This window comes from Paraburkholderia bryophila (assembly GCF_013409255.1).
Taxonomy (GTDB): domain Bacteria; phylum Pseudomonadota; class Gammaproteobacteria; order Burkholderiales; family Burkholderiaceae; genus Paraburkholderia.
On the sequence record NZ_JACCAS010000001.1, the window covers coordinates 2,463,651 to 2,489,471 of the forward strand.

The 25,821-nt window shown below is 63.5% G+C and carries 24 protein-coding genes; 5 read left to right on the forward strand and 19 right to left on the reverse strand.

The genetic code is table 11. The features are described 5' to 3' along the window. Positions 1 to 26: 26 nt before the first annotated feature. From GGD40_RS10915 to GGD40_RS10940, 6 genes are all read right to left on the reverse strand, one after another. Positions 27 to 296 (reverse strand): HPr family phosphocarrier protein, encoded by a 270-nt coding sequence (locus GGD40_RS10915; RefSeq protein ID WP_012431596.1) that lies wholly within the window; start codon positions 294 to 296, stop codon positions 27 to 29. 96 nt (positions 297 to 392) lie between these two features. Next, positions 393 to 920 carry a PTS sugar transporter subunit IIA gene (locus tag GGD40_RS10920; protein ID WP_035553699.1) on the reverse strand — a complete coding sequence of 176 codons (528 nt, stop codon included), beginning with the start codon at positions 918 to 920 and terminating at the stop codon, positions 393 to 395. Positions 921 to 1,243: 323 nt separating this feature from the next. Beyond that, positions 1,244 to 2,200 (reverse strand): glutathione synthase, encoded by a 957-nt coding sequence (gshB, locus tag GGD40_RS10925; protein ID WP_179743695.1) that lies wholly within the window; start codon positions 2,198 to 2,200, stop codon positions 1,244 to 1,246. Positions 2,201 to 2,300: 100 nt separating this feature from the next. Continuing rightward, positions 2,301 to 3,590, reverse strand: coding sequence for a glutamate--cysteine ligase (gene gshA / locus GGD40_RS10930; protein WP_179707077.1), 1,290 nt, complete (start codon positions 3,588 to 3,590; stop codon positions 2,301 to 2,303). A gap of 236 nt (positions 3,591 to 3,826) precedes the next feature. Continuing rightward, positions 3,827 to 5,335: an ammonium transporter gene (locus GGD40_RS10935; RefSeq protein WP_179743697.1), complete on the reverse strand. Its 1,509-nt coding sequence runs from the start codon at positions 5,333 to 5,335 to the stop codon at positions 3,827 to 3,829. Between the two features lie 44 nt (positions 5,336 to 5,379). Further along, positions 5,380 to 5,718 (reverse strand): P-II family nitrogen regulator, encoded by a 339-nt coding sequence (locus GGD40_RS10940; protein WP_006048089.1) that lies wholly within the window; start codon positions 5,716 to 5,718, stop codon positions 5,380 to 5,382. 397 nt (positions 5,719 to 6,115) lie between these two features. Between GGD40_RS10940 and GGD40_RS10945 the strand changes: the two genes are divergently transcribed. After that, on the forward strand, positions 6,116 to 6,373 hold the full coding sequence (locus GGD40_RS10945) for an accessory factor UbiK family protein (RefSeq protein WP_035553708.1): 258 nt from the start codon (positions 6,116 to 6,118) through the stop codon (positions 6,371 to 6,373). Positions 6,374 to 6,497: 124 nt separating this feature from the next. Beyond that, the gene (locus GGD40_RS10950) at positions 6,498 to 8,105 is read left to right on the forward strand and encodes a YifB family Mg chelatase-like AAA ATPase (protein WP_179743699.1); all 1,608 of its coding nucleotides are present in this window, start codon (positions 6,498 to 6,500) and stop codon (positions 8,103 to 8,105) included. 332 nt (positions 8,106 to 8,437) lie between these two features. On the opposite strand, the gene GGD40_RS10955 is transcribed toward GGD40_RS10950, so the two are convergent. Beyond that, positions 8,438 to 8,947 carry a hypothetical protein gene (locus tag GGD40_RS10955; protein WP_179743701.1) on the reverse strand — a complete coding sequence of 170 codons (510 nt, stop codon included), beginning with the start codon at positions 8,945 to 8,947 and terminating at the stop codon, positions 8,438 to 8,440. A 352-nt stretch (positions 8,948 to 9,299) separates the two neighbouring features. Here GGD40_RS10955 and GGD40_RS10960 point away from each other — a divergent pair, with 352 nt between their 5' ends. Further along, positions 9,300 to 9,830 (forward strand): TlpA disulfide reductase family protein, encoded by a 531-nt coding sequence (locus GGD40_RS10960; protein ID WP_035553716.1) that lies wholly within the window; start codon positions 9,300 to 9,302, stop codon positions 9,828 to 9,830. A 100-nt stretch (positions 9,831 to 9,930) separates the two neighbouring features. On the opposite strand, the gene GGD40_RS10965 is transcribed toward GGD40_RS10960, so the two are convergent. From GGD40_RS10965 to GGD40_RS11005, 9 genes are all read right to left on the reverse strand, one after another. Further along, positions 9,931 to 11,283: a sigma-54-dependent transcriptional regulator gene (locus GGD40_RS10965; protein ID WP_179707085.1), complete on the reverse strand. Its 1,353-nt coding sequence runs from the start codon at positions 11,281 to 11,283 to the stop codon at positions 9,931 to 9,933. Between the two features lie 17 nt (positions 11,284 to 11,300). Then, positions 11,301 to 13,313: a sensor histidine kinase gene (locus GGD40_RS10970; RefSeq protein WP_179743703.1), complete on the reverse strand. Its 2,013-nt coding sequence runs from the start codon at positions 13,311 to 13,313 to the stop codon at positions 11,301 to 11,303. A 73-nt stretch (positions 13,314 to 13,386) separates the two neighbouring features. Beyond that, a complete protein-coding gene (locus tag GGD40_RS10975) occupies positions 13,387 to 14,667 on the reverse strand; it encodes a dicarboxylate/amino acid:cation symporter (RefSeq protein WP_179707089.1) in 1,281 nt (426 codons plus the stop codon). Positions 14,668 to 15,106: 439 nt separating this feature from the next. Next, positions 15,107 to 16,177, reverse strand: a complete 1,071-nt coding sequence (locus GGD40_RS10980; protein WP_179743705.1) for an ABC transporter ATP-binding protein — start codon at positions 16,175 to 16,177, stop codon at positions 15,107 to 15,109. Positions 16,178 to 16,235: 58 nt separating this feature from the next. Further along, positions 16,236 to 17,027, reverse strand: a complete 792-nt coding sequence (locus tag GGD40_RS10985; RefSeq protein WP_179707094.1) for an ABC transporter permease — start codon at positions 17,025 to 17,027, stop codon at positions 16,236 to 16,238. Further along, positions 17,024 to 17,962, reverse strand: coding sequence for an ABC transporter permease (locus tag GGD40_RS10990; RefSeq protein WP_179707095.1), 939 nt, complete (start codon positions 17,960 to 17,962; stop codon positions 17,024 to 17,026). Before GGD40_RS10990 ends, GGD40_RS10985 begins: the two co-directional genes overlap by 4 nt. A 136-nt stretch (positions 17,963 to 18,098) precedes the next feature. Continuing rightward, entirely contained in the window at positions 18,099 to 19,211 is a 1,113-nt protein-coding gene (locus GGD40_RS10995; protein WP_179707097.1) for an ABC transporter substrate-binding protein, read from the reverse strand. A gap of 65 nt (positions 19,212 to 19,276) precedes the next feature. After that, positions 19,277 to 20,068, reverse strand: a complete 792-nt coding sequence (gene ugpQ / locus GGD40_RS11000; protein ID WP_373565276.1) for a glycerophosphodiester phosphodiesterase — start codon at positions 20,066 to 20,068, stop codon at positions 19,277 to 19,279. A gap of 211 nt (positions 20,069 to 20,279) precedes the next feature. Further along, a complete protein-coding gene (locus GGD40_RS11005) occupies positions 20,280 to 20,417 on the reverse strand; it encodes a hypothetical protein (protein WP_179743707.1) in 138 nt (45 codons plus the stop codon). 217 nt (positions 20,418 to 20,634) lie between these two features. On the opposite strand from GGD40_RS11005, the gene GGD40_RS11010 reads away from it, so the two are divergent. Next, a complete protein-coding gene (locus tag GGD40_RS11010; RefSeq protein ID WP_035553731.1) occupies positions 20,635 to 21,405 on the forward strand; it encodes a DeoR/GlpR family DNA-binding transcription regulator in 771 nt (256 codons plus the stop codon). Positions 21,406 to 21,438: 33 nt separating this feature from the next. Here GGD40_RS11010 and GGD40_RS11015 read toward each other — a convergent pair whose 3' ends face one another. Next, positions 21,439 to 23,106 (reverse strand): Na/Pi cotransporter family protein, encoded by a 1,668-nt coding sequence (locus GGD40_RS11015; RefSeq protein WP_179743708.1) that lies wholly within the window; start codon positions 23,104 to 23,106, stop codon positions 21,439 to 21,441. Between the two features lie 213 nt (positions 23,107 to 23,319). Between GGD40_RS11015 and GGD40_RS11020 the strand changes: the two genes are divergently transcribed. Then, positions 23,320 to 24,003: an HAD family hydrolase gene (locus tag GGD40_RS11020; RefSeq protein ID WP_179743710.1), complete on the forward strand. Its 684-nt coding sequence runs from the start codon at positions 23,320 to 23,322 to the stop codon at positions 24,001 to 24,003. Between the two features lie 123 nt (positions 24,004 to 24,126). Here GGD40_RS11020 and GGD40_RS11025 read toward each other — a convergent pair whose 3' ends face one another. Both GGD40_RS11025 and GGD40_RS11030 read right to left on the reverse strand, forming a co-directional pair. Beyond that, the gene (locus GGD40_RS11025; RefSeq protein WP_257030500.1) at positions 24,127 to 24,960 is read right to left on the reverse strand and encodes an ABC transporter permease subunit; all 834 of its coding nucleotides are present in this window, start codon (positions 24,958 to 24,960) and stop codon (positions 24,127 to 24,129) included. 32 nt (positions 24,961 to 24,992) lie between these two features. Beyond that, on the reverse strand, positions 24,993 to 25,790 hold the full coding sequence (locus GGD40_RS11030; protein ID WP_179743712.1) for a taurine ABC transporter ATP-binding protein: 798 nt from the start codon (positions 25,788 to 25,790) through the stop codon (positions 24,993 to 24,995). Positions 25,791 to 25,821 lie beyond the last annotated feature (31 nt).

Sequence of the window (25,821 nt, forward strand, 5' to 3'; positions counted from 1 at the left end):
TGCCTATCGCAACCGGCACGCTTAACTTACTGACCTTCGCCGAATTTATCGGCAATCAGTTTCAACAATGCGTCCATGGCTTCTTTTTCGTCCGAGCCTTCGGTTTCGATCAGCACCGTGCTGCCGATCCCTGCGGCCAGCATCATGACGCCCATGATGCTCTTGGCATTGATACGGCGGCCGTTACGGCTCATCCAGATTTCCGCCTGGTAGTTGCCCGCGAGTTGCGTCAACTTGGCCGACGCGCGCGCGTGCAGCCCCAGCTTGTTCACAATAGTCGTTTCCTGTTGCAGCATGTGATGGTCCGAAGCGCGGGTAAGTGTTGTGGTGAAGGGTGAAACTGCAAACCGTTTGCAATGCGTTTGAAGCCTGGGCCAAACCGACCGGTCTGTTTAGATGCCGGCCGAATCGGTTTTCTGGGTGAGGTCGGCGCCGACCGGCAGCGCGGGCAGACAGTCGCCTGGCGCCGCGTCGGGCGGCAAGGCCGGCAGACAATCGCCCGAGGCGGCGCATGGCGCGACGGGCGCCGGCGTGGCGGGTCCGATCGCGTGCACGCCCTTGGTCGCGCCGGAGAGTGCCTTGTCGACCAACGTGTCGAGCGGCGTGGCGCGATAACAGACCGCGCGCACCAGCATCGGCAAATTGACGCCGCACAGCACGCGCACGTCCGGCAGCGAAGCGAGCCGACCGGCGATATTCGCGGGCGTGGCGCCGAACATATCGGTGAGCACGAGCGCGCCGTTTTCTTCCCGGAGACGTTCGATCTCGGCGTTCGCGAAAGCAACCCGTTCAACGGGATCGCAATCGGGCGAGACGTCGATCACGCCGATGCGTGCCGGCAAGCCACCATAGATGTGCGAAATACAATCGCGCAACGCGGTGGCGAACGGAGCGTGCGCAATGATCAGAATGCCTGCCATATCAGCCTTACTGCAAAAAAACGGCCCCGAACCGTGGACCAGGACAAAGCCTTGGCCCCAAGCGCCCTCGACCGGCCGTGGGCCATGAGGACCGGAACGCATCATCTGACGAGCCCGGCGCCGTGCCGGACAGGACGCCGGCAGCGCTGAAAAACGGCTCGATCACAGTCCGCAACCTATGCCCCGGGCATCGCTCGGATGCCGTCGATTCGGCTTGGCGCGGGAGAGCGGGCATTGTAGCAGGCCCATTTTCGCTCCAAAGCCGGTGTTCTGCCTGATGCGGATTTACTACACAGTTTGGGGGCTGTGGCGGGCATTCAAGGTTAGGCCGCCGCGCGCTCCAACGCGTCGATAAACATGGCGGCGACGTCGAAACCGGTCTGATCCATGATCTCGCGGAAACAGGTCGGGCTCGTGACGTTGACCTCGGTCAGCCAGTCGCCGATCGCATCCAGCCCGGCCAGCAGCAAACCGCGCGCAGCCAGCACCGGCGCGAGCGTGTCGGCGATCTTGCGGTCATGCTCGGTCAACGGACGCGCCACGCCGAGGCCACCCGCCGCGAGATTGCCGCGCACTTCATTACCCTGAGGAATCCGCGCCAGCGAATACGGCACCGCTTCGCCGCCGATCAGCAGAATGCGCTTGTCGCCCTCCTTGATCTCGGGGATGAATTTCTGCGCCATCACCGAACGCGCGCCGTCATGGCTCAGCATTTCGATGATCGACCCCAGGTTCATGCCGTCCGCCTTCACGCGGAACACGCCCATGCCGCCCATGCCGTCGAGCGGTTTCAGGATCACGTCGCCATGCTGTTCGTGGAACGCGCGCAGACGGGCTGCGTCGCGCGTGACCAGCGTGGGCGTAACGAACTCTGCGAATTCGCCGATCGCCAGCTTTTCCGAATGGTCGCGAATCGCCTGCGGCTTGTTGAAGATGCGCGCGCCGCCGCGCTCGGCCATTTCAAGCAGCCACGTCGACGTGACGTATTCCATGTCGAACGGCGGGTCCTTGCGCATCACCACGGCGCTGAAGCTCTTGAGCGAGCGCGCTGCGGGTGCGTCGGCTGCGTACCACGTGTCGCGATGCAGATCGGTCACGTCGCCGACAATCGCGAAGCGCTGCACGTTCGCCTCGACGTCGCCGCCGGTCCATGCCAGATGCTTCGGTTCGCAGGCGTACACCGTGTGACCACGGCGTGCCGCTTCGGCCATCATCGCGTAGGTCGAGTCTTTGTAGATCTTGAACTGCGTGAGCGGATCGGCGATGAAAAGAATGTCCATGAAGGTCCCGGTGCGCCCTGATGGGCTTGGCATTGAGCGTCAAACTACGCGTTGAAAATGACAATGGCGGCACGCGCCGCCATCGACCACCCTGGGTGGCTTAAACCTGAATCGCTTCCGGATCGGTCTTTTCCAGCTCGACCGAAGCGGCCAGCAAACCCAGCCGCGCCACCACGCCATACATATAGAAGCGGTTCGGCGGCGCCGCGCCGGGCTTGGCGTGGGCGTCCGGCAGCGCCGTGTGCTCGAAGCCCAGCGGCACGAAGTGCGCGCCCGGCGCATTCAGATTCTGGTCGCGCTCACGGCTGCCATGCACGCGATAGAAGCCGCCCACGACGTAACGGTCGATCATGTACACGACCGGTTCCGCGACTTCGTCGCCGAGCCGTTCGAAGGTGTACACGCCTTCCTGCACGATCACGTCGTGCACTTCGAGACCGTCTTTGGTCGCGGCCATCTTGGCGCGTTCGCGCTTGGTGAGCGCGGCGACTTCGGAGGCGTCGTGCACCGTCATCACGCCCATGCCATACGTGCCGGCATCCGACTTGATCACGACATACGGTTTCTCGGAGATGCCGTACTCGCGATACTTCTTGGCAATCTTCTTCAGCACGCCGTCGATCGCATCGGTCAGCGCTTCCTCGCCGGTGCGCTCCTGGAAGTCGACGCCTTCCACGTGCGCGAAGTACGGATTGATCATCCACGGATCGATCTCGACCATCTTCGCGAACTTCTTCGCGACGTCGTCGTAGCAGGAGAAATGCGTGGACTTACGACGCACGGCCCAGCCGGCATGCAACGGCGGCAGCAGATATTGCTCGTGCAGATTTTCCAGAATCGGCGGAATCCCGCCCGACAGATCATTGTTCAGCAGAATCGAACACGGATCGAAATTCTTCAGCCCCAATCGCCGCGGCGTGCGTTCGAGCGGTTCGAGCACGAGCTTCTGGCCGTCGGACAGCGCGATCGTGACCGGCCCGTTGATGCTGTCGTCGAGCGTGCCGAAGCGTACGTTCAAACCGGCCTGACGCATGATCGCCGCCAGCCGGGCGACGTTCTCGAGATAAAACGCGTTGCGGGTATGGCGCTCGGGAATCACCAGCAGGTTTTTCGCGTCCGGGCAGATCTTTTCGATCGACGCCATCGCGGCCTGCACGGCGAGCGGCAGCACTTCCTGCGGCAGATTGTTGAATGCGCCGGGGAACAGATTGGTGTCGACCGGCGCGAGCTTGAAGCCCGCGTTACGCAGGTCGACCGAACAGTAGAACGGCGGCGTGTGCTCCTGCCATTCGAGCCGGAACCAGCGTTCGATGGCGGGCGTGGCGTCGAGGATCTTCCGCTCGAGGTCGAGCAGCGGGCCGTTTAACGCCGTAACTAGGTGCGGAACCATTGATCACTCGCAGACTGGAGAAAAAAGATTGTATTGCAAATGCTTTGTCCATTTGGGGACGGTTTCTCCATTCGCAAGCGGATGCGAATGCATTCTCGCTATCGTGATGATAGGCGGGGAAAACTACTGTTTACAAGATAAGCGCCAAGAAAAAAGCCCGCCATGAAAGGCGGGCCAAAATCGCTGCGCTTGTTGCTGTCGGGTCAGCGCCGCCGGGCGGCGCCGACTGCCGGAGTTTATTCGACGTGTTCGCCGTGCAGGCTCACGTCCAGACCTTCGCGTTCCTGTTCTTCCGTCACGCGAATGCCCATCACCATATCGATCACCTTCAGCAGGATGTAGCTCACCACGCCGCTGTAGACCAACGTGGTCAGCACGCCCTTGGCTTGCAGAACGACACTGCCGTCCGCGCCGCCGATGTCCTTGACCGCGAACACACCGGTCAGCAGCGCACCCACGATCCCGCCGATGCAGTGCACGCCGAACGCGTCGAGCGAGTCGTCGTAACCGAGCTTGTGCTTGAGCCACGTAGCCGACCAGAAGCAGATCACGCCTGCCGCAATGCCGATCACCAGCGAGCCCGTCATCCCGACGAAGCCCGAAGCCGGCGTAATCGCCACCAGACCTGCCACGGCGCCCGACACGATACCGAGTACCGACGGCTTACCCTTGGTTGCCCATTCGGCGAACATCCATGCGAGTGCTGCTGCGGCCGTTGCCACTTGCGTTGCAAACATCGCGAAACCGGCACGGCCGTCAGCCGCCACTGCCGAACCCGCGTTGAAGCCGAACCAGCCCACCCACAGCATCGCGCCACCAATCAGCGTGAGCGTCAGGTTGTGCGGCGCCATGGCTTCCTTGCCGTAACCGACACGCTTGCCGAGCACCAGCGCGCAGACCAGCGCCGCGATACCGGCGTTGATGTGCACCACCGTGCCGCCCGCGAAGTCGAGGATGCCCGCGCTAGCCAGCCAGCCGGTCGGTTCCCAGACCATGTGCGCGATCGGCGAGTAGACGATGATCGACCACAGCGTCATGAACACCAGCATCGCCGAGAACTTCATACGGTCGGCAAACGCGCCCGTGATCAGTGCCGGGGTGATGATCGCGAACGTCATCTGATAGACGACGTAGACCGTTTCGGGAATCGTCGGGGCCAGGTGGCTGACGGTCAGCGTCGTGGCCTTGTCGCCCTTGATGTAGTTCATGCCCGCCATGAAGAAGCGCGAGAAACCGCCGATGAACGAGTTGCCCGGCGTGAAGGCCAGGCTGTAGCCCACCACCACCCAGATAATCGACACGAGGCAGGTGATCGCGAAGCTTTGCATCAGGATCGCGAGCACGCTTTTCTTGCGGACCATGCCGCCGTAGAACAGCGCCAGACCCGGGATCGTCATGAACAGCACGAGCGCGGTGGAGGTCAGCATCCAGGCGGTGTCGCCCGAATTGATCTTCGACGAATCGACCGAGAACGGCGCGGTCGGAGCAGCCGGCGCAGCGTCCGATGCTGCTGGTGCGGCGACAGCGGCGCTGGCAGCCGGCGCGGCGGACGCGTCAGCGGCCGGTGCCGAAGCCGCGGCGGCGGCAGGCGCAGCCGAAGCGTCCGGCGCCGGCGCACTCGCCGTCGTATCGGAAGCAGCGGCCGAAGCGGCTGCGGGGGCGGAAGCGTCGTCCGCGAGGGCGGCGCCGATACCGCCCGCGAGCAGCGAACCGGCCATCAGCAAGGACATCAATAGTTTGCGCATCTTCGTTTCCTCTTGTCGCTTATCTGTGTCGCTATCTTTTGTTGTTACAGAGCGTCCGCGCCGGTCTCCCCGGTGCGAATCCGGATGACCTGTTCGATCGGCGTGACGAAGATCTTGCCGTCGCCGATCTTGCCGGTGCGCGCGGCACGTTCGAGCGCCTCGATCGCCTGGTCGACGATGTCGTCCGAGACGGCGGCCTCGATCTTCACCTTCGGCAGGAAATCGACCACGTATTCAGCGCCGCGATACAGCTCCGTGTGGCCCTTCTGGCGGCCGAAGCCTTTGACTTCCGTCACCGTGATGCCCGAGACGCCGATGGCCGACAAGGCTTCGCGCGCCTCATCGAGCTTGAACGGCTTGATGATTGCGGTAATGAGTTTCATGAAATCCCTCGCTAAGTTGCGTAACCCGTTGCGTAACCCGTTTGCGTACTCGTAACCCGTTCGCGTGGTCTCGTTTCGCTGCCGGTAAAAAGCTCCCGACAGTGCGCGCGGGGCAGTAACAGCAACTCGCATGCCATGTTGTGTCAGACTGCGCACCGGGCACGCCGGCAAAGGGGCGCAAGCGGCCCTGGCCGGATGGCCAACGTGGGCCGGGCGCGCTGGCGCGGCGTTTGGATCGTTGCTAGAGTGTTCGAAGGTTTTGAACGCACGGGCACGCACCAAAGGGGCTCATGCGGCAACGGCACGCAACGGGCAATGCACCAAGACCGCCCATTCGCCGTGACAAAGCACAGGCGTAACGAAACATGCACATTTTTTGTGCACCAAGGGGAACACCATGAAACAACCGAACGACGTTTTTAACGACTTCCAGGCGCGCATGAGCGAGCTGTTCAAGAACTCGCCGGCCAAAGATGTCGAACGCAACGTCAAAGCCATGCTGTCGCAGGGTTTTTCGAAGCTCGACCTGGTCACGCGTGAAGAATTCGATACGCAGACACAGGTGCTGGTGCGCACCCGCGCGCGCCTTGAAGAACTGGAGCGCCGCGTCGCCGAGCTCGAACAGAAGCTGCCGGTCGCGACCCAGACGCCGTAACGCCCTACTGCGCAGCGTCAGCGCTGCCGCAGTGCTGCCCACTTCACAGGCAAGCGAGCCGTGACGTCATCAGCGTTTTAGGGGACTTGCGCGCGCCCCGGCGCGCCGTCCGACGGGAGAAAACATGTCGCTTGCCGTGGTGCGCAGTCGCGCGCCGGCCTCTGGCCGCGCGCCTGAAGTAACCGTCGAGGTCCACCTCGCGAACGGATTACCCTCTTTTTCGATCGTCGGCCTGCCTGATCTGGAAGTGCGCGAAAGCCGCGAGCGCGTGCGCGCGGCGCTGCAGAACTGCAACTTCGATTTCCCCGTACGACGTATCACCGTCAATCTGGCGCCCGCCGATTTGCCGAAGGAATCCGGCCGTTTCGATCTGCCGATCGCGCTGGGCATTCTGGCGGCGAGCGGGCAGATTCCCGCCGAGTCGTTGCTGCATCGCGAGTTTGCCGGCGAGTTGTCGCTGACCGGCGCGCTGCGGCCCATGCGCGGCGCGTTTGCGATGGCGTGCGGGACGGCGCGCGGTGCGGATGCGTTGAATGGAGGCGCTTCGACGGCGGCTGGTGCGGCCGGCCCAGCAGTGTCGGCCGGAGAGCGGATCGAGGCCCATCCCACGCCACAGCTCTACCTGCCCGCCGCGAGCGCAGCGGAAGCGGCGCTCGTACCCGGCGTCGATGTCTACGGCGCCGCCGACCTGCCCTCGCTCTGCGCCCACCTCGCGGGCGAACCGGACTCGCGGCTCGCGCCGGTTGCGGCTCCCAACCTCGCCGACATCGCACCTGCCGCGAGGCCTCTGGACATGGCCGACGTCATCGGCCAACGCGCCGCGCGCCGTGCACTCGAAGTCGCCGCGGCCGGCGGACACCACGTGTTGCTGATCGGACCGCCCGGCGCGGGCAAGTCCATGCTCGCCGCGCGCTTGCCGAGCCTGCTGCCGCCCATGACCGACGACGAAGCACTGAGCTCAGCCGCCCTGCTGTCCGCCAGCCGCACGGGCTTCATGCCGTCGCAGTGGCGGCAGCGGCCGTTTCGCGCGCCGCATCATTCGTCGAGCGCGGCGGCGCTGGTCGGCGGACGCAATCCGCCTCAACCGGGTGAGATCACGCTGGCGCACCTCGGCGTGCTGTTCCTCGACGAACTGCCTGAATTCGATCGTCATGTCCTTGAGACGCTGCGCGAGCCGCTCGAAGCCGGCCGCATCACCATTTCGCGCGCCGCCTTGCAGGCGGATTTTCCGGCGGCCTGCCAGTTGATCGCCGCGATGAATCCGTGTCCGTGCGGCTGGCGCGGTGACCCCGGCGGACGCTGCCGCTGCACGCCGGAGATCGCGGCGCGCTATCTGCGCAAGCTGTCCGGGCCGCTGCTCGACAGAATCGATATCCAGATCGAAATTCCGGCGCTCACATCGGCGGAACTGTCGGCACGTTCGAGCGTGATCGGGGAAGCCAGCGCGGCCATCGCCCAGCGGGTAGCCGCGGCTCGCGAACGGCAGTTGCAACGGCAGGGCAAAACCAACCGCGAACTCTCAGGACGGGAAGTAGACGAAGTCTGCCGCCCGGATGCGGCGGGCGAAACCCTGCTGCGCGAAGCCGGGGAGCGCTTCGGCTGGTCGGCGCGCGCTTATTACCGGGTTCTGAAGGTCGCGCGGACCATCGCGGACCTCGCCGGTGCGGCCATGCCGAGCGGCGCGCAGATCGGCGAGGCGATTCAGTATCGGCGCGCCTTCGGATCGCTATGAGGTGAAAAATAGGCTGTCAAGACTTGACTTATGCACATACGGGCGTTCCAAACAGATTCGGATACAACTGAAAGGTCCGCTGCCGCACGCACGAGAAAAGCGTTGATTCTATTGAAGTTTTTTAATCACACAGCACAAGCCGAATCTGACAGAGAGCCCACCGGATGGGCATCCGCGACAATTTTCGCCGAGTTCTCAACAGAGTTATCCACAGGACCTGCGGGCAATGGAAAAACTTCAACGTAAACCGGGAATTAGCGCGCGATGCTACGAATGAACTTTCACTGTGCCCAGCGATCTATCGCGCGCCGAATCGGCCAAAAATACCCGTTTTAATACAGCTGAAACGACGAAAAAAATTGGTCGACCTGTTCCTGCTGCAGCGGTTTGGACGCAATGATGGCCGCCTGGTAGACGTGGCGCCCGCGCGCCACCAGCCGCGCGTAGACGGTGCGCGTTTCGTGCTGCGAGCCGGCTTCGCCGCTCAGCTTCATCTCCAGACCCAGCACCTGGCCGCCCGCGGCGAGCGGAATCTGGACCGCTCGCGTGTCCGGCGCGGCGCCCACGTTGCGGGCGAGCCCCGTGCGCAGGAAGTCCAGCGCGGCGCGCTGGGTCGCTTCGTTGTCGTTCGGCAGCATGACCGTGCCGACGGCGAACACCGCGTCGCCGGCCTCGGCGGTTTGCATCGCCATCTGCATCGACACGCCGCCGATCTGCACCGCCCGCTGATCGTTGCCCGGCTTGGCCGGCAGGTCGACGGTGTAGCCGTTGTCGTTATTCATGATGGTGCGCCAGTCGAAAGTCGGCGAGCAGGCGCTCAGCGCGGCGCCCAGCGCCAGCATGCAAGCCGCGGTACCGAAGAGCGTCCATGCGCGTGGCGCACGCCGGGCAGCACCCTCGCCCGCCGGTTGCCGACTGCCGCGCGAACCCACGGCGAACCGGTTGAGAAAAGGAAGACGACGCGGAATTCGAGCGAAGAAGAAACCGGCGCGATGCAAAACGTCAAAAGCAGTTCGGAACATGGGGACGGAAGATCGGACTGACGAGAACGTAAAACCCTATTATCCGCTGCCGGCCGGCGTCCTGCCCCGCCACCCGAATGGCGCTACAATAGCGACGCTAAACAGTCCCGGGCCCCAGGCCCAAACCGGCGCACTGTCCCGCGCGTTCTGCGCGACTCTCGAGGTTCCGTTCATGAGCTCCACTCCGTCCACCGCCGCCAAGCGCGCGAATCCGCTTCGCTACGTGATCATTGCCGTTGTCGCTGTGGCGATCGCCGTTGCGGGTTATTTCGCGTTTGCCGGTCAGCAGCGCGTGCCGGATGCCACCTTCACGCTGTTGTCGGGCCAGAAAGTGTCGACCGCCGACCTGAAAGGCAAGGTCTACCTGGTCAACTTCTGGGCGACCAGTTGCGACACCTGCATGAAGGAAATGCCGCAGATGGTCCAGACCTATAACCGCTTCAAGGGCAAGGGTCTCGAATTCGTCGCCGTCGCCATGAACTACGACGCGCCGATGTACGTGGCCAATTACTCGCAAACCCGCCAGTTGCCGTTCAAGGTCGCCATGGACGACGGTTCGGTCGCCAAGCAGTTCGGCAACGTGCAACTCACGCCGACCACGTTCCTCGTCGATAAAGACGGCAAGATTCTGAAGCGCTATGTCGGCGAGCCGCAGTTCGCGGAACTCGACAAGCTGCTGGAAAAGGCGCTGAACGCGGCTTAAGTTTTACTGCGAAGTTTTACCCCCGAGTTTTACCCCGACTAGCAGATCGCACCAGATTCAAACACGCCGGCCTCGTACTTAGAGGCCGGCGTTTTCATTTCTAACGCTCCCCTTCGCCTTTGGCCGCCAGGCCATATCGCTTGATCTTCTCGTATAGCGTTGCCTTGCCTAGCTGCAGTCTGTCGGCCGCAACCGCCACGACGCCGCCGGTCTGCTCCAGCGCCTCCGCGATCACCGCCCGCTCGAATTGCTCGACGCGTTCCTTCAACGGTTGCGCGGCCGCGCTGTCGTCGGTGAACGACATCACCGGATCGTCGGCGACGCCGAGCACGAAGCGGTCGGCGGCATTGCGCAGCTCCCGCACGTTGCCCGGCCAGTCGCGCTGCATCAGGCTGGCGCGCTGCCGATCGGTGAGGATCGGCGCGGGACGCTGGTAACGCACCGCCGCGTCCAGCAGGAAATGCTCGAACAGCGGCACGATGTCCTCGCGCCGCTCGCCCAACGGCGGCAGCGCAATCGTCACCACGTTCAGCCGGTACAGCAGATCGCGCCGGAACGAACCGTCCGCGACATGCTCGGCCATGTCGCCCTTGGCGGCGGCGACGACCCGGCAATTCACGCGAATCGGCTGATTGGAGCCGAGCCGCTCGAGCACGCCGTCCTGCAACACGCGCAGCAGCTTGACCTGCAACGCGAGCGGCATGCTTTCGATTTCGTCGAGAAACAGCGTGCCGCCCGACGCATGTTCGAGCTTGCCGATGCGGCGTTTCGCCGCGCCGGTGAAAGCGCCCGGCTCGTAGCCGAACATTTCCGACTCGAACATCGGCTCCGGCAACGCGCCGCAGTTCACCGCGATAAACGGCCGGTCACGTCGCGGCGACAACTCGTGCAGACTGCGCGCGATCAACTCCTTGCCCGCGCCGGTGTCGCCGTTGATCAGCACGGACGCATCGGTCGGCGCGACATTGGCGATCAGCCGCCGCACCTGCTCGATTGCCGGACTGCGGCCGATGATCCGCGGCGCCACCGAATTCTGTTCCGCCAACTCACGACGCAGCGCGATGTTCTCGAGCACCAGCTTGCGGCGCTCCAACGCGCGCCGCACGGTTTCGATCAGGCGCTCCGACGCGAACGGTTTTTCGATGAAGTCGTACGCGCCGTCGCGCATGGCCTGCACGGCCATCGAGATATCGCCGTGGCCGGTGACCAGAATCACCGGCACGTCGGGCGCGCGCTCGTGCCATTGCGCGAGCAGATCGAGGCCGCTCGCGCCGGGCAAGCGGATGTCGCTGACCACTACGCCGGAGAAATCCGCGCGGATCATCTTCGCCGCGGATTCCGCCGACGCATGGCCGATCACCTCGAAGCCCGCCAGTTGCAAACTCTGCACGCTCGCGCGCCGCACCAGTTCGTCGTCTTCGATATACAGCACTTGCAGGCCGTGGTTCAGCATGGCGTTTTCCGTCTGTTTCATGAACCCGTGGTCAACGGGTCCGGGGTGTGGCTCGTCTGCACGCGCGCGCGGCGCAGCGTCAGGACGAAAAGTGCGCCGCCGTCGGCCGCGTTGCGCGCCACCAGCGTGCCGCCGCAATCGCGGGCGATCGACGACGAGATCGCCAGTCCGAGGCCCAGTCCCTGGCCCATTTCCTTGGTCGTGAAGAACGGCTCGAACAGCCGCGGCAGGACGTCGTCGGGAATGCCGGGCCCGTTGTCGCTGACCGCGAACGAGAGGTTGCTTGCCGACACGTCGACCTCGATCGTGATGCGCGGCGGAGTCAGGCCGGCGGTGGCGTCGAGCGCGTTGCCGAGCAGGTTGATCAACACCTGTTCGAGCCGCAGGTCGTCGCAATGCGCGATCAGGTCGGGATGATCGTCGGCGAGACTGAGCGGCGTGCGCGTGGCGCTGTCGGTATCTGGGTCGGCGTCGACCAACACGTACTCGACTTCCACGCCTTGCAAGCGCTTTTGCAGCAGCGCGACGACGTTGCGCAGCGCCCGCAAGATCGGCGCGCGCGCACTGCGTGGCCGCGCGCGTCCGACGAACAGTTTCAACTGGTTGGTGATCTTGCCCATGCGCTCGGTGAGCGCGGCGATCGCTTCGAGGTTCTCGCGCGCCGACGCCTGGTCGCCGCGCTCCAGCAGCACGAGCGTGTTGTCCGAGAAACCGCGCAACGCAGCGAGCGGCTGATTCAATTCATGCGTGATACCCGCCGCCATCTGACCGAGCGCGGCGAGCTTGCTCGCCTGGATCAGCTCGTCGTGCGCAGCGCGCAATTCCTGCTCGGCGCGCGTGCGTTCGGCCACTTCCTTGTGCAATTGCTCGTTCGCTTCGGAGAGGTCGGCCGTGCGTTCGGCCACGCGCCGGTTCAATTCCGCGTACGCCTTTTGTAGCATCGCGCGGCTGCGCATCACCTCGCGCACGCGAGCGCGGCGCATGCGCCAGTAGAACGCGAACAACACGAGCGACACATAGCCGAAAGCCGTGACGATGGTCGCATTGCGCGCGTCCGCATCGACCGGATCGACGGGCGACATCGTGATCAGATGCCAATCCGGCTCGCCCATGCCGCGCCGCGATGCAAGGTAGCGCGGCGCATAGCGGCCGCCGCCAATGCGCACGATCTGCGCATTGCCTTCCAGCGTGCGTTCGATCGTGACGGGCAGCGGCGCGATCGGCTGTTGCGCGTATTGACGCGCCTGGTAGATCGAATCGGCGACCCGGCCGGACAGCGGCCGGATCGTGTGATATTTCCATGCGGGCATCGACGAGAGAAAGATCACGCCGTGGTCGTCGGCGACGACGAGCGGCTCGGACGCATCCGCCCCCTGGAACCATTCGAGGTCGAGTTTAACGACCGCCACGCCGACGATCTTCCCTTCGCGTCGCACCGGCTGCGAGATGTAATAGCCGGGCGCCTGCGAGATCGTGCCGATGCCGAAGAAGCGGCCCACGCCGCCCTTCACGGCGTCGAGGAAATACGGCCGGAATTGATAGCCCGCGCCGATAAAACTTTGCGGCCCGTGCCAGTTGCTCGCGGCCACGCAATAGCCGTCGAGCGGAATGATGTAGGTGACCGTGGCGCGCGCGTGGCGGTTGAGGTCTTCCAGATAGAGATTGGCGCGCTGCACGTTGGCCGGCGTCGGATCGACCAGCACGTCCTGCACGATGGGATGTTCGGCCAGCAGATAGGGCAACGATTCGTAGCGCTCGAGCGTGCTCTTCAGCGCGTTAGCGGTGCGATCCACGCGCACTGCGGCGTTGCGCCGCAAATTGTCGATGCCGCGTTGCCACGCAATGCTGTACGTGAGCCCGCACGCCGCCACGAGCCCGACGACGAGCGCGAAGAGGATCAGCAGGCGGCGCGTCACGTTGGCAATATCCGATCGGTGGGGATCGTTTATTGTGGCATAAGGCGAAGCGCCGCCGGCGCGAGTTTCGTCGGCCGGCGGCGCGGGGGTCGGGCGCACGGCCACCCGTTTCATGTGCGGGTGGCCGTGGAGGTTGGGGTTGAAGTGAAAACCGCGCCGAGCGTCGAAACCGAGGCCGAAGCCCGGCTTAAACGCCGGCCGGCTCTTTGACCGCCACCTCGCCGCGCAACGCGGCATTCAGCTTGTTGCGGTCCAGTTCGTTTTCCCATGCCGACACCACCACCGTCGCCACACCATTGCCGACGATGTTGGTCAGCGCACGGCACTCGCTCATGAAGCGGTCGATACCGAGAATCAGCACCATGCCCGACAGCGGAATGGTCGGCACCACGGCCAGCGTCGCGGCCAGCGTGATGAAGCCCGCGCCGGTCACACCGCTGGCGCCCTTCGAGGTCAGCATCGTCACGGCCAGCAGCGTGAGCTGCTGCGTCCACGTGAGGTCGATGTTGGTCGCCTGGGCGATGAACAGCACGGCCATCGTCATGTAGATGTTGGTGCCGTCGAGATTGAACGAGTAACCGGTCGGCACCACGAGGCCCACCACCGAGCGCGAGCAGCCGAGCTTTTCGAGCTTGAGCATCAGTTGCGGCAGCGCGGCTTCCGACGAGCTCGTGCCCAGCACGATCAGCATCTCTTCCTTGATGTACGCGACGAAGCGCAGGATATTGAAGCCCACCGCGCGCGCGATGATGCCGAGCACGACCACCACGAACACGATCGAGGTCAAATAGAACGTGCCGATCAGCTTGAGCATGGGCAGCAGCGAGCCGATGCCGTACTTGCCGATCGTGAAGGCCATCGCGCCGAACGCGCCGATCGGCGCCAGCTTGGTGATGATGCGCACCACGCCGAACAGCACATGCGAAAGACCGTCGATGAAATTCGTCACGACCTTGCCCTTCTCGCCGGCCGTCGCGAGCACCGCGCCGAACAGCAGCGCAATCAGCAGGATCTGCAGGATTTCGCCTTGCGCGAAAGCCGACGTGAGCGTGTCCGGAATGATGTGCATCAGGAAGTCCACGGTCGTCTGGCCGTGTGCCTTCGCGGCGTACGACGCGACGGCTTTGCCGTCGAGCGTGGCCGGGTCGATGTTGAAGCCGACGCCCGGCTTGAGCACGTGCGTCGCGATCAGGCCGAGCACCAGTGCGAAGCTCGAGACGATTTCAAAGTACAGCAGCGCCTTGCCGCCCACGCGCCCGACCTTCTTCATATCTTCCATGCCGGCGATACCCGTCACCACCGTACAGAAGATGATCGGCCCGATCACCATCTTGATCAGCTTGATGAAACCGTCGCCGAGCGGCTTCATGTCGACGGCGAGATTCGGGTAGTAGTGTCCGAGCGCGATGCCGATGATGATCGCCACGATCACCTGGACGTACAGCACTTTATGGATAGGTTTTTTCACGATGTTTCCTGCGATATGGATGAGCTCATGGCCTGCCACGCCGCGCATCATGCGAACGAAAAATCGTCACGCCTGTGCGCGGCATTAGGCCGCGACAAGACGACGAATTCAGAAATACCGGGAAGGGAAATCGGACATCGTTGTCTCCTTGCTTTAGTTGTCGGACCGTTGCGGCCGCGTGTTCTAAATTGCAAGGTCGATGCCAGCTTGATGCCGGACTCGGCGCGTTGATTCTTATAGTTTTTTTGAGACGCGGCGAGGTGCGCCGTCCGGGATTCCGGAAATCCGGACGAGGGGTGTCGGGGATTCCAGAATGCATCGAGACGCGGGCCTCGGGAAAACCCCGAGGCTTTTGGGCGGCGCGCTTTGGTTGGGTTTAGACCTGGCTTCTGGCTTGCCTTGCTCGGCCTGGAAGACGCGCCGCCTGAACCGGCGACGTTTAAACCGCGCCCTCTTCCAGCACGAGCAGATTGTCGTGCGAGAAACCCAGCGACACCGGCTGGCCCCGCTCAGGCAGACCGCGATTCGGGTCGTTGAACACATCGAGCGAAATCACCGCGTCTTTCACGCGCGTTCTGATGCGCACCACCGCGCCGAGGAAGTTCACTTCTTCGACGGTCGCATTCAGCGTGTTGCGGCCCGGCGCGGCCGGCTCCAGCACGATCGCTTCAGGCCGCAGGGCGAGCAGGCGTTGCTTGCCGGCGTCGTCCGACGGCAGTGTCTGGGTGGTGGTCAACTCCTGACCGTCCACCGCCATCCGGCCCGTCGCCGGATCGACCACCTGCCCCGCGAGAATATTCAGCGTCCCCACGAACGATGCCACGAAGCGCGTGCGCGGATAGTTGTAGATCTCAGACGGCGTGCCGACCTGCTCCACGCGCCCTTCGTTCATCACGACGATGCGGTCGGAAATAGACAGCGCCTCTTCCTGATCGTGCGTGACGAAAATCGACGTGATGCCCAACTCGCGCTGCAACGCGCGAATGTCCTGCCGCAGCGAAATGCGGATCTTCGCGTCGAGCGCGGAGAGCGGCTCGTCGAGCAGCAGCACTTGCGGCTTGCCGGCCAGCGCGCGCGCCAGCGCGACACGCTGCTGCTGACCACCCGACAGTTGCCACGGATAACGCTCGCCGAGATGCGGCAGCTTGATCAGTTGCAGCATCTCGTCGACGCGCTGCTTGATCTCCGCCTGCGGCCGATGATTAATCTTCAGCCCAAAGCCGATGTTGTCCGCCACCGTCATGTTCGGAAACAGCGCGTACGACTGGAACACCATGCCGACCTTGCGTTGCCGCGTGCGCAGATGCGTGACGTCTTTGTTGTCGAGCCGGATGATGCCGCGCGTCGGCGTTTCGAAGCCGGCGATCATGCGCAGCACCGTGGTTTTACCGCAGCCCGACGGCCCGAGGAAAGTAATGAACTCGCCGCGCTCGATCTTCATGTCGAAGTGATGCAGCGCCGTGTTCGCCCCGAAGGACTTGTGCAGATTTTCGATCTCAAGGAATGCCATGATTCGCCGCCTCAGTGCGTCAAACTCTCATTAACGTCAACTTAACGTCAACCTGACGTCAAACTTTCTGGCCGCTCAACGCGCGGGCCGAACCGAATACCTGAATCAATCCCATCGACGCCCACGTGATCACGAATGCAATGATCGCGAGCGCCGACGGCTCGTACGCGCGGTTCGCGCCGATCAGTTGCAGGTACGGACCGAACGCGGGCCGGTCGAGCAGGCTCGCGAACGTGAACTCGCCGATCACCACGGCAAAGGTGAGAAACGCGCCGGACAGAATGCCCGAGCGGATATTCGGAAAGATCACCTTGAACAGAATGGTCGGCCAGTTCGCGCCGAGGCACTCAGCCGCTTCGGTGAGCGAGCGCACGTCGACGGCGCGCAGGCCGGCGTCGACCGAGCGGTACATGTACGGCAGCGACAGCGTCACGTAGCCGCACACCAGCAGCAGATCCGTGGCGCGCTCGTTGCCGGTGAGCGGCAAAATCGAGCTGCTGTTGTAGATGCGCAGATAGCCGAACACGATCACGATGGCCGGCACCACGAGCGGCAACAGCGTGATGAACTCGACGAGCGGACGCAGCCTCGGCAGTCGCAATTGCACCCAGTAAGCGGTTGGCACCACCAGCAGCACGCCGACGACGATCGTCAGCAACGCCATCAAGATCGAATACCCGAACGAGGCCTGAAAGCGCGGATCGCTCAGCACGACGTGATACGCCTCGAAGCTGTACACGCCGCGCTTCATCCGCATGCTGAACTCGAAGGTCGCGATCAGCGGAATCAGAAAATACAGCGAGCCGACGATCATCGCTGTCCACGCCCCTACGCGCGATTGGCTTTTCATCGACGTCCCCTTTCGGCGCGCGAGCGCAGCCAGATGTAGCCGCCGTTCGACAGCCCGGTCACGAGCACCATGCCGAGCGCGAGCGCGTAGCCGAGGTTCTGGTTATGCATCACGTCGCCGCGAATCTGCGCATACAGCAGGATCGTGACGATGTTCAGCGAACTGCCGGTCAGCGCGTAGGCCGTGGCGACCGCGCCGAACGAATTGGCGAACAGCAGCAGCGCCGCGCCGAGCACGCTCGGCCACAGCACCGGCAGCGCGACGTAGCGCCAGTATTGATACGAAGTGCCGCCCAGGCAATCGCAGGCTTCGCGCCATTCGCGCTTCAGGCCGTCGAGCGCGGGCGTGACGATCAGCACCATCAAAGGAATCTGGAAATACAGATAGGTCAGCGTCAGGCCGGAAAAGCTCAGAACGCTGAAGCCGGTGGAGTACAGATTGAAGCCGAGATACTTTTTCAGCAGCACGGTGACGAGGCCGACGCGCCCCAAGGTGCAGATGAAAGCGAACGCGAGCGGCACGCCGGCAAAGTTCGACGCCACGCCGGAAAACGTCATCAGCGTAGGGCGAATCCAGCCGGGGAGTTTGCCCTGCACCGCGGCCCACGCGAGCAGCGAGCCGATCACGGCGCCGCCGAGCGACGACGCGGCGCTCACCTTGAAGCTGATCCAGTACGCGTCGAGCACGGTGGGCTGCAGCAAGTCACGGAAATTGCCGAGCGTGAAATGACCTTGCGCGTCCTGGAACGCGCCGATCATCAGGAAACCGGTCGGCAGGATCAGGAACAACAGCGCGAAGGTAAAGAACGGCACCACGCCGATCCAGGCAAGAAACTGCGACGCGCGGCCCGGACCGTCGACGCGAGGCGTTGGCGTGGGCACAGGCGGAACCAGCAGTTCCGGCTGCACCGCTCCAGCATCCGATGAAGCGCTCATAGCTCACCCTTGAGACTGTCTGGCAAAACGCCGGGCGTGCCGCTCAACTTGAGCAGCACGCCGACGGCAATACTTCGGATTACGGTTCGCCGCCACGGCGCGGAGCGCGCCCCGCCGCTGCGGCGATCTGCGTCGCTTACTTGACGTTCGCGCCGACCGCCTGGTCCCACTGCTTCGTGATGGTTTCCTTATAGGCGTCCTGTTGGGACAGCGTCGGGAACACCACATTCTTGTACGACGACGGCGGCGGCAGCTTGTCGAGCAGCGCTTGCGGCACCTTCTTGCCCGCCACCAGTTCGTTGTAGCGCATCGGGTGGCAGTAGCCCGTCAGCCAGCCGATCTGGCCTTCGTCCGAGTACAGGTATTCCATCCACAGCTTGGCGGCGTTCGGGTGCGGCGCGTAAGCGCTGATCGCCTGAACGTACACACCGGCGACGACGCCCGTCTTCGGAATCACCACCTGCACCTTCGGGTTGCCCTTCAGCGTGTCGCGGTCGGCCAGCGCGTTGTAGTCCCAACGCACGACGATCGGCGTGGTGCCTTGCGCGAGCGAAGCGGCCTTGCCGATCACCGGCACGAAGTTACCGTTCTTGTTCAGGTCGGCGAAGTACTTCAGACCCGCTGCGCCGGCCTTGCTCGCGTCGCCCTTGCTTTGCGACAGACCCGCCGCGAACACGGCCTGGATGGCCTGGTTGGCGGTACGCGGGTCGCCCGCGAGCGACACGGCGTTCTTGTAGTCCGGCTTGAGCAGATCGCTCCAGTCGGTCGGCGCCTTGTCGATCATGTCGGCGTTCACTTCGAACGACAGCACGCCGTAGTAATCGCCATACCAGTAGCCGTCAGCGTCTTTCGAGTCTTTCGGAATCGAGTTCCACGTCGCGACCTTGTACGGTTGCAGCAGGCCTTCGGCCTTCGCGGTCGGACCGAACGACAGACCCACGTCGATCACGTCCGGCGCTTGCGGGCCCTTGTTGCCCTTGTTCGCCTTGATCGCTTCGACTTCGTCGCCCGAACCCGCATCCGGATTCAGTTCGTTGATCTTGATGCCGTACTTCTTCTGGAAGCCGGCCACCAGTTGGCCGTAGTTGCACCAGTCGTGCGGCAACGCGATCACGGTGAGCTGGCCTTCCTGTTTGGCGGCGGCGATCAGTGTGTCGAGCGGCGCGGCGCAAGCCATGCTGCTGGCGCCGGCGGCGACGCCCGCCGCTGCCGACATGGAAAGTAAACGGACTAACGCGGTGCGGTTCATGGTCTTCCTCATCCTCTGCCGAAATTGCTACGTTTGGAAAATTTCTAGTTCGAGCTCCGACATGTTCAGGCCAGCGTGGAGAACATGTCGTGATTCAGTGTATCGATGCGATCTGTACAAATCATGTCGACGCCCCATTGCGCGAGCAGGTGCGCACGCGCCGGGTCGTTCACCGTGTAAGCCAGCACGCGCAGCCCGGCCGCACGAATCTCGGCGACCAGCGGCTCACTCAGATAGCGGTGGCTCGCATGCAGCGACACGCAGTCGAGTTCCCGCACGATCCGCAACCAGTCCGCCGGCACTTCTTCGAACAGCATGCCGCGCTGCAGCGCAGGCGCCGCGTCGCGCGCCGCCGCCAACGCCTCGAACGAAAACGACGACAGCAACGGCGGCGTTTGTCCTTGCCACAAAGTCAACGCGCCGCTTGCCACCAGCGCGCCCGTGATCGCGTCGCGCCCTGGACACGGCTTGATCTCGATGTTCGCGGCAATGCCCTCGCGCGCGCAGCGCTCGGCCACCTCGGCAAGCGTGGGCAGATGAGTGCCCGCGAATTGCGCGCTGTCGCCGTACCATGCGCCCGCATCCAGCGTGCTCAGTTGCGCCCACGTGTGATCGGCGGCGGCGCCGTGACCGTTCGTGGTGCGCTCGAGCGTGTCGTCGTGCATCAGAAAGAGCTGGTTGTCGGCGGAAAGCTTGGCGTCGAATTCGACCATGCGGTAACCGTAACGCACGCAGGCGTCGAACCCGGCCAAGGTGTTTTCCGGCGCCAGCGTACCGCCGCAACGATGCGCGACCAGCCGCGGATACGGCCAGTCTGCGCTCAAGGTGCGGCCCATCTCATGAATCCCGTTTGCCACGTCTCGTTACCTTCCCGATAGAGCGGGTTAAATATGCTCTCGACGCGTTACCGGCCGTGACCGCCACGACGGCACATGCATGCTTCCGGCCGTCTTCACACGCGAGCTCCGCGCGTAGTATCGCGCCAAGCCAGGCGGCGCGATAGCTGGCCGAACGGCCTATGCAAGAACCCCGCGAATCGTATGAAGCGTTGCCGTATCATTGTCAGGATCACGAATCGTGCTGCATCCGGCCGCGCCAGACACCGCCGGCAATTCGCTCAGCCAGCCGATCCCAAGTTTCATTATGGCGGCGGCATGGGTCAATCAGATTGCCAAAAAACGCCGCAAAATGCTCGAAATCGGACATTTCAATTCCTTTTCGAACATTTCATGTTCGAAACAGCCGTAACGCTTCGATTTGCGAAGGCTAAGGTGAAATACACAAACTTGCAAGCTGCCAAAAAAATACAACACAATCCCACTAAAGTACTACGCTTGACATAGTTTGGACACACATTCGTGTCCACGATATCGTTCTTAAAACCAGGCTGCGTGAACGCGCGTGGGCATCCAAGGAAAAATGCATGTGGCAGGAAGACCGTCATCAGAGAATTCGCGCGCTGCTGTCCACGCTGCAGCGCGTGTCGACCGAACGGATCATGGCGGACCTGGGGGTATCGCGCGAAACAGTGCGGCGCGATCTGCTCGACCTCGAAGCACTCGGTGAACTGCGGCGCGTGCATGGCGGTGCGATCAAGCCCGCTGACGAAGCACCCATCGCCGAACGCGCACACATGCGCGTCAAATCCAAAACAGCCATTGCGAAAGCCGCTACCGGTTTGATCGCGAGCGGCCAGACGCTCTTCATCGACGCGGGCACCACGACTGCGGCACTTGCCGAAGAACTGGCGAAGCTGGCCAATCTGACCATCGTCACCAACTCGATCGACGTCGCGCTGAAAATGCGCGGCGGCGTCGAGCAAACCGACGCCGCCAACGAAGTGATTCTGCTCGGCGGCTCGATCAGCGACCGGGCGATGGCGACCACCGGCGCCACCACGGTGCTCGATATCCAACGCTATCGCGCGGACCTGGCGCTGCTGTCGCCGGTCGGCGTCGATCACCGGCATGGCGCGACCAATTACGATCACGCCGAAACCGAAGTGGCGCGCGCAATGGTCGCCAATGCGGATCGCGTGGTGATCCTCGCCGACTACAGCAAGATCGGTCAGCGCAGCCGCATTTCATACTGCCCGGTCGAGCGGATCGATGTGCTCGTCACCAATAAAAAGGCGGCCGAAGCCGCCGATTTTGCCGCGCTGAAAAAGAAGCTGGAAGAGATTGTTCTGGCTTAGGCTTCAGCGCGTTAAGTCGCCAAAAGGTTGGCGCTATTCCTTCACATGCATCGTATCGAGCGAGCGCTTGCGCAAGCGCGTGTCGTGCAGCGCGCCGGCCGCGTCGAGTACCGGGTAGGCGGTCGAACAGAACAGCGAGTTGAGGCGCTTCATGTCGCTGATCAGATCCAGGTGCAGCGCGCTGGTTTCGATGCTGCGCAGCGTTTGCCCGGCCAGCCGGTCCAGATGCTTGTACGAATACGCGCGTTCCAGATCGCGAAAGCGCTCTTTCTCCGCGAGCAGACGCTCGGCGCATCGCAGATCGTTATTCAGAAACACGGACAAACCCAGTTGCAGGTTGTTGACGAGCCGCGCCTGCAGATCGTCGAGCTCCCCCAGCCCCTCTTCCGAAAACGACAGACGGTGCGCGATCTTCTTTTCCTCGATATCCCTGACGATTCGCTCGATGATGTCGCCCGCATGCTCCAGGTTGATCGTCAGTGAAATGATGTCGGTCCAGCGGCGACTGTCCGCTTCGTCGAGCTGCTCGCGTGAGATCAACGTCAGATACGTTTTGACCGCCGCGTAGAGCTCGTCGACGTCGTCGTCCATGCGAACCGTTTCGCGGGCTTTGTCCAGACTATTGTGATGAATCAGGTCCGCGACGTTGTCGAGCATGGTGCGCACGATGTCGCCGATCCGCAGCACCTCGCGCGCGGCATGGGCGAGCGCGAGCGTGGGGGTGGATAGTGCCGCCTCGTCCAGATGCAGCGGCCGCAACTCGCCGTTCGGCAGCGGCCGGTCCGGCAACACGCGCACGCAGACACGCGCGACCGGATCGATCAGCGAGAGACACGCGCAACACCGCAGCGTGTTGTAGATCAGATGAAAACCCACCGTCGCTTCGCGCGGATTCGCGATCAACACGGGCAAGCCGCGCGCCAGCAACGGCGCGAACGGCAGGATCAGCAGCGCGCCGGCCAGCTTGAACGCGAAGCTGCCCAATGCGAGCCGCCGCGCCGCCGCGTTCTGTGCGACGGTGCCGAGCAGCGCCAGCAAACCGCTGCCGAGGTTCGCGCCGATCACCAGACACAGCGCGACCTTCAGCGAGATCACACCGGACGACGCCAGCGTCGCGGTCAACAACACCGCCGCGAGACTCGAGTACGACAGCATCGCGAATGCGGCACCGACCAGCGCGTCGAGCATGGTGTCGCCGGTCAACGCACCGAACATCACGCGCACACCGGCGCCTTGCATCATCGGCTGGGCGGCTTCGACGATCAGATGCAGCGCCAGCAGGATCAGCCCGAGCCCGATCAGCGTGCGGCCGGCCTGTCCGATTCGGTTCTGCTTGCGCGACAGGAACAGCGGCACGCCCAGCAGAATCAGAATCGGCGAGAGCCACGACAGATCGAGCGTGAGGATTCGCGCCATCAACGCGGTGCCGACGTCGGCGCCGAGCATGATCGCGAGACCGCTGGTAAGCGGCAACAGTCCCTGCGCCGCGAACGACGTGACGATCACCGCGGTGGCATTGCTGCTCTGCACGAGACTCGTGACGCCGACGCCTGCGAGGAACGCCCGCCAGCGGCTGGCGGTGCTGCGGCCGAGCACGCTGCGCAGATCGGCGCCGAGGACGCGCAGGATGCCGGTACGAACAATGTGCGAGCCCCACACGAGGAGCGCCACGCCGGCCAGAAGGTTAAGAAGAATCAACATAACGTGCTGCCCATTGCTACTGCCATGACCCGAACCGCATGCCGCGCTGACGCGTTGTGCGAAGCGTATGTGACAGTAGTGTTGCACATTTTTGCCTTATTGTAATTTTGTGCTTTTGACTATACGCTCGTGGCAAACTGTGGATCGCTGTGTGCCGGCTGATGCGCCTCAGCCACACGGTTGATTCGACCCATTAAATAGAAAGGACTCTGGATGAGCCGCAATCTTGCGCTGTTCGACCTGGACCACACGCTGCTGCCGCTCGATAGCGATCAGGCGTGGGCCCACTTCATGGCTGGCCTGGGAATAGAAGGCGCGGCGCGGCACGCCGAAGAAATCGATGGTTACTACCGGCAGTACGTTGCCGGCACGCTCGATATGGCGGCCTACCTGAACTACACGCTGGCGCCGCTGGCCCGTCACTCGCGCGAGCAGCTCGACGCATGGCATGCGCAGTTCATGCGCGACGTGATCACGCCGGCCATCTTGCCGGCCGCACGCGAACTCGTGCAGCGTCATATCGAGGCGGGTGACCTGTGCTGCATCGTCACCGCCACTAACGTGTTCATCACGAAGCCGATCGGCAAGGCGCTCGGCTTCGATCATCTGCTGGGAATCGATCTGGGCACTGACGGCGACGATCCGGCGGCGCGCTTCACCGGTAAGGCGGTCGGCGTGCCGACGTTCCGTGAGGGCAAGATCACGCGTACCGAGCATTGGCTGGCATCGCTTGGGCACCGCCTGCAGGACTTTCCGCAAAGCTGGTTCTATAGCGATTCGATCAACGACGTGCCGCTGCTGGAACTCGTGACCGATCCCGTTGCGACGAACCCCGATCCGCGTTTGCGCACTATCGCTAATGATCGTGGCTGGCGGGTGATTGAGTTGTTTGCTTGAGAGGTGACGCCGCTGGGTGGATTGCAGCGGGTGACTAGTTGCTGTGTGGCTTGTGGCTGAGTGGCTTGTGGCTGTGTAACTCGCAGTGGCGTAATTTGCCGCTGCCCGACCCGCAGCGGCCTCTTAGATCCGCCCTTTCCAAGGCACCAGCCGACGTTCCAGCGCGCGCATGCCGAGATCGAACAGCCACGCGATCAGGCCGATCAGCACGATGCCCATCACCACCACGTCGGTGCGCAAAAAGCTCGATGCATTGAGCACCATCTGACCAAGCCCCGCAGTTGCCGCGACCATTTCGGCGGCGACCAGCGTGGTCCAGCCGAAGCCGATCGCGATACGCAACCCGGTCAATATCTCCGGCAGCGCCGCGGGCAGCACCACGTGGCGCACGACCTGCGAAAAACGGCCGCCCAGCGAATACGCCGCATGAATCTGCTCGACGGTCGCGCTGCGCGCGCCGGCGCGTGCGGCCATTGCGATCGGCGCAAAGCACGCGAGATAGATCACGACGATCTTCGCGGTTTCGTCGATACCGAACCAGATCACCACGAGCGGCAGATAAGCGAGCGGCGGTAACGGCCGATAGAACTCGAGCGGCGGATCGAGCAGACCGCGCGCGACCCGGCTCACGCCCATCAGAATCCCCACCGGCACTGCCGTGACCGCCGCCAGCGCGAACGCGCCGAATACCCGCAGCGCGCTCCAGGCGAGATGCTCGGAGAGCGGCAAGCCGCCCTGAATACGTCCGTGCCACGCATCGAGGAAAGCCGCCCAGACGGCTTCCGGCGTCGGCAGAAACAACGGCGGCAGCCAATGCAAATGCGTCGCGAACCACCAGAGCGCCGCGAGCGTGGTGACCGATATAGCGCTCAATGCCGCGGTCGGGCCTTCGCCCGGCAAACGCCAGCCTTTGGTAGGTCGCGTTTTGCCTGCGGTGGGTTCGTTTTTCCGGTTCAGCGGCACCGTGTTCAATGATTCGCGTGAAGCCGTCACGACACCACCTCGTCCTGATTGCGCTCATGCAGGCGACGCACCAGTCGCTCCCGCCATTCGATGAAATCCTGCGACGACTTAACCGTGCGTGCGTCGCGCGTTTCGAGAAAACGCCGCGCGAACGGTAGGTCGTAGCTCTCGGAGATGCGTCCCGGACCCGGCGTCATCAAGACGAGACGTGTTGCGAGAAACAGCGCTTCTTCAACGCTATGCGTGATGAAAAACACCGTCTTGCGCGTACGGCCCCATACGTCGAGCACGAGTTCCTGCATCGACTCGCGCGTCATCGAATCGAGCGCGCCCATCGGTTCGTCCATCAGCAGCACCTGCGGGTCGCTCGCCAGCGCGCGCGCAATGCCCACGCGCTGCTGCATGCCACCCGAGAGCGCGTAGACGCGTGAGTGCGCATGCTTTTCGAGCCCCACCAGCGCCAGCATTTCGCGCGCGATGCGCTCGCGCTCCGCCTTCGGCACGCGCTGAAACCGCAAACCGAGCGCGACGTTGTCGAGCACGTCGAGCCACGGCATCAGCGCGTACTTCTGAAACACCACGCCGCGATCTGCGCCTGGTCCGCGTACGAGTTCGCCGTTCAGGCGCACTTCCCCCTCGGTCGGCGTGATGAAACCGGCGATGCAGTTGAGCAAGGTCGTCTTGCCGCAACCCGACGCGCCCAACGCGACGACGAACTCGCCGGCGCCGATATGCAGATCGACGTCCGCGAGCGCGACGTGAGGCGCCGCGCCGCGTGCGGCTTCGTAGGCGACGTGTAATCGCCGGATTTCAAGACCGCTCATTGCTCGACCTCATACTGCGGATGTGAAACAA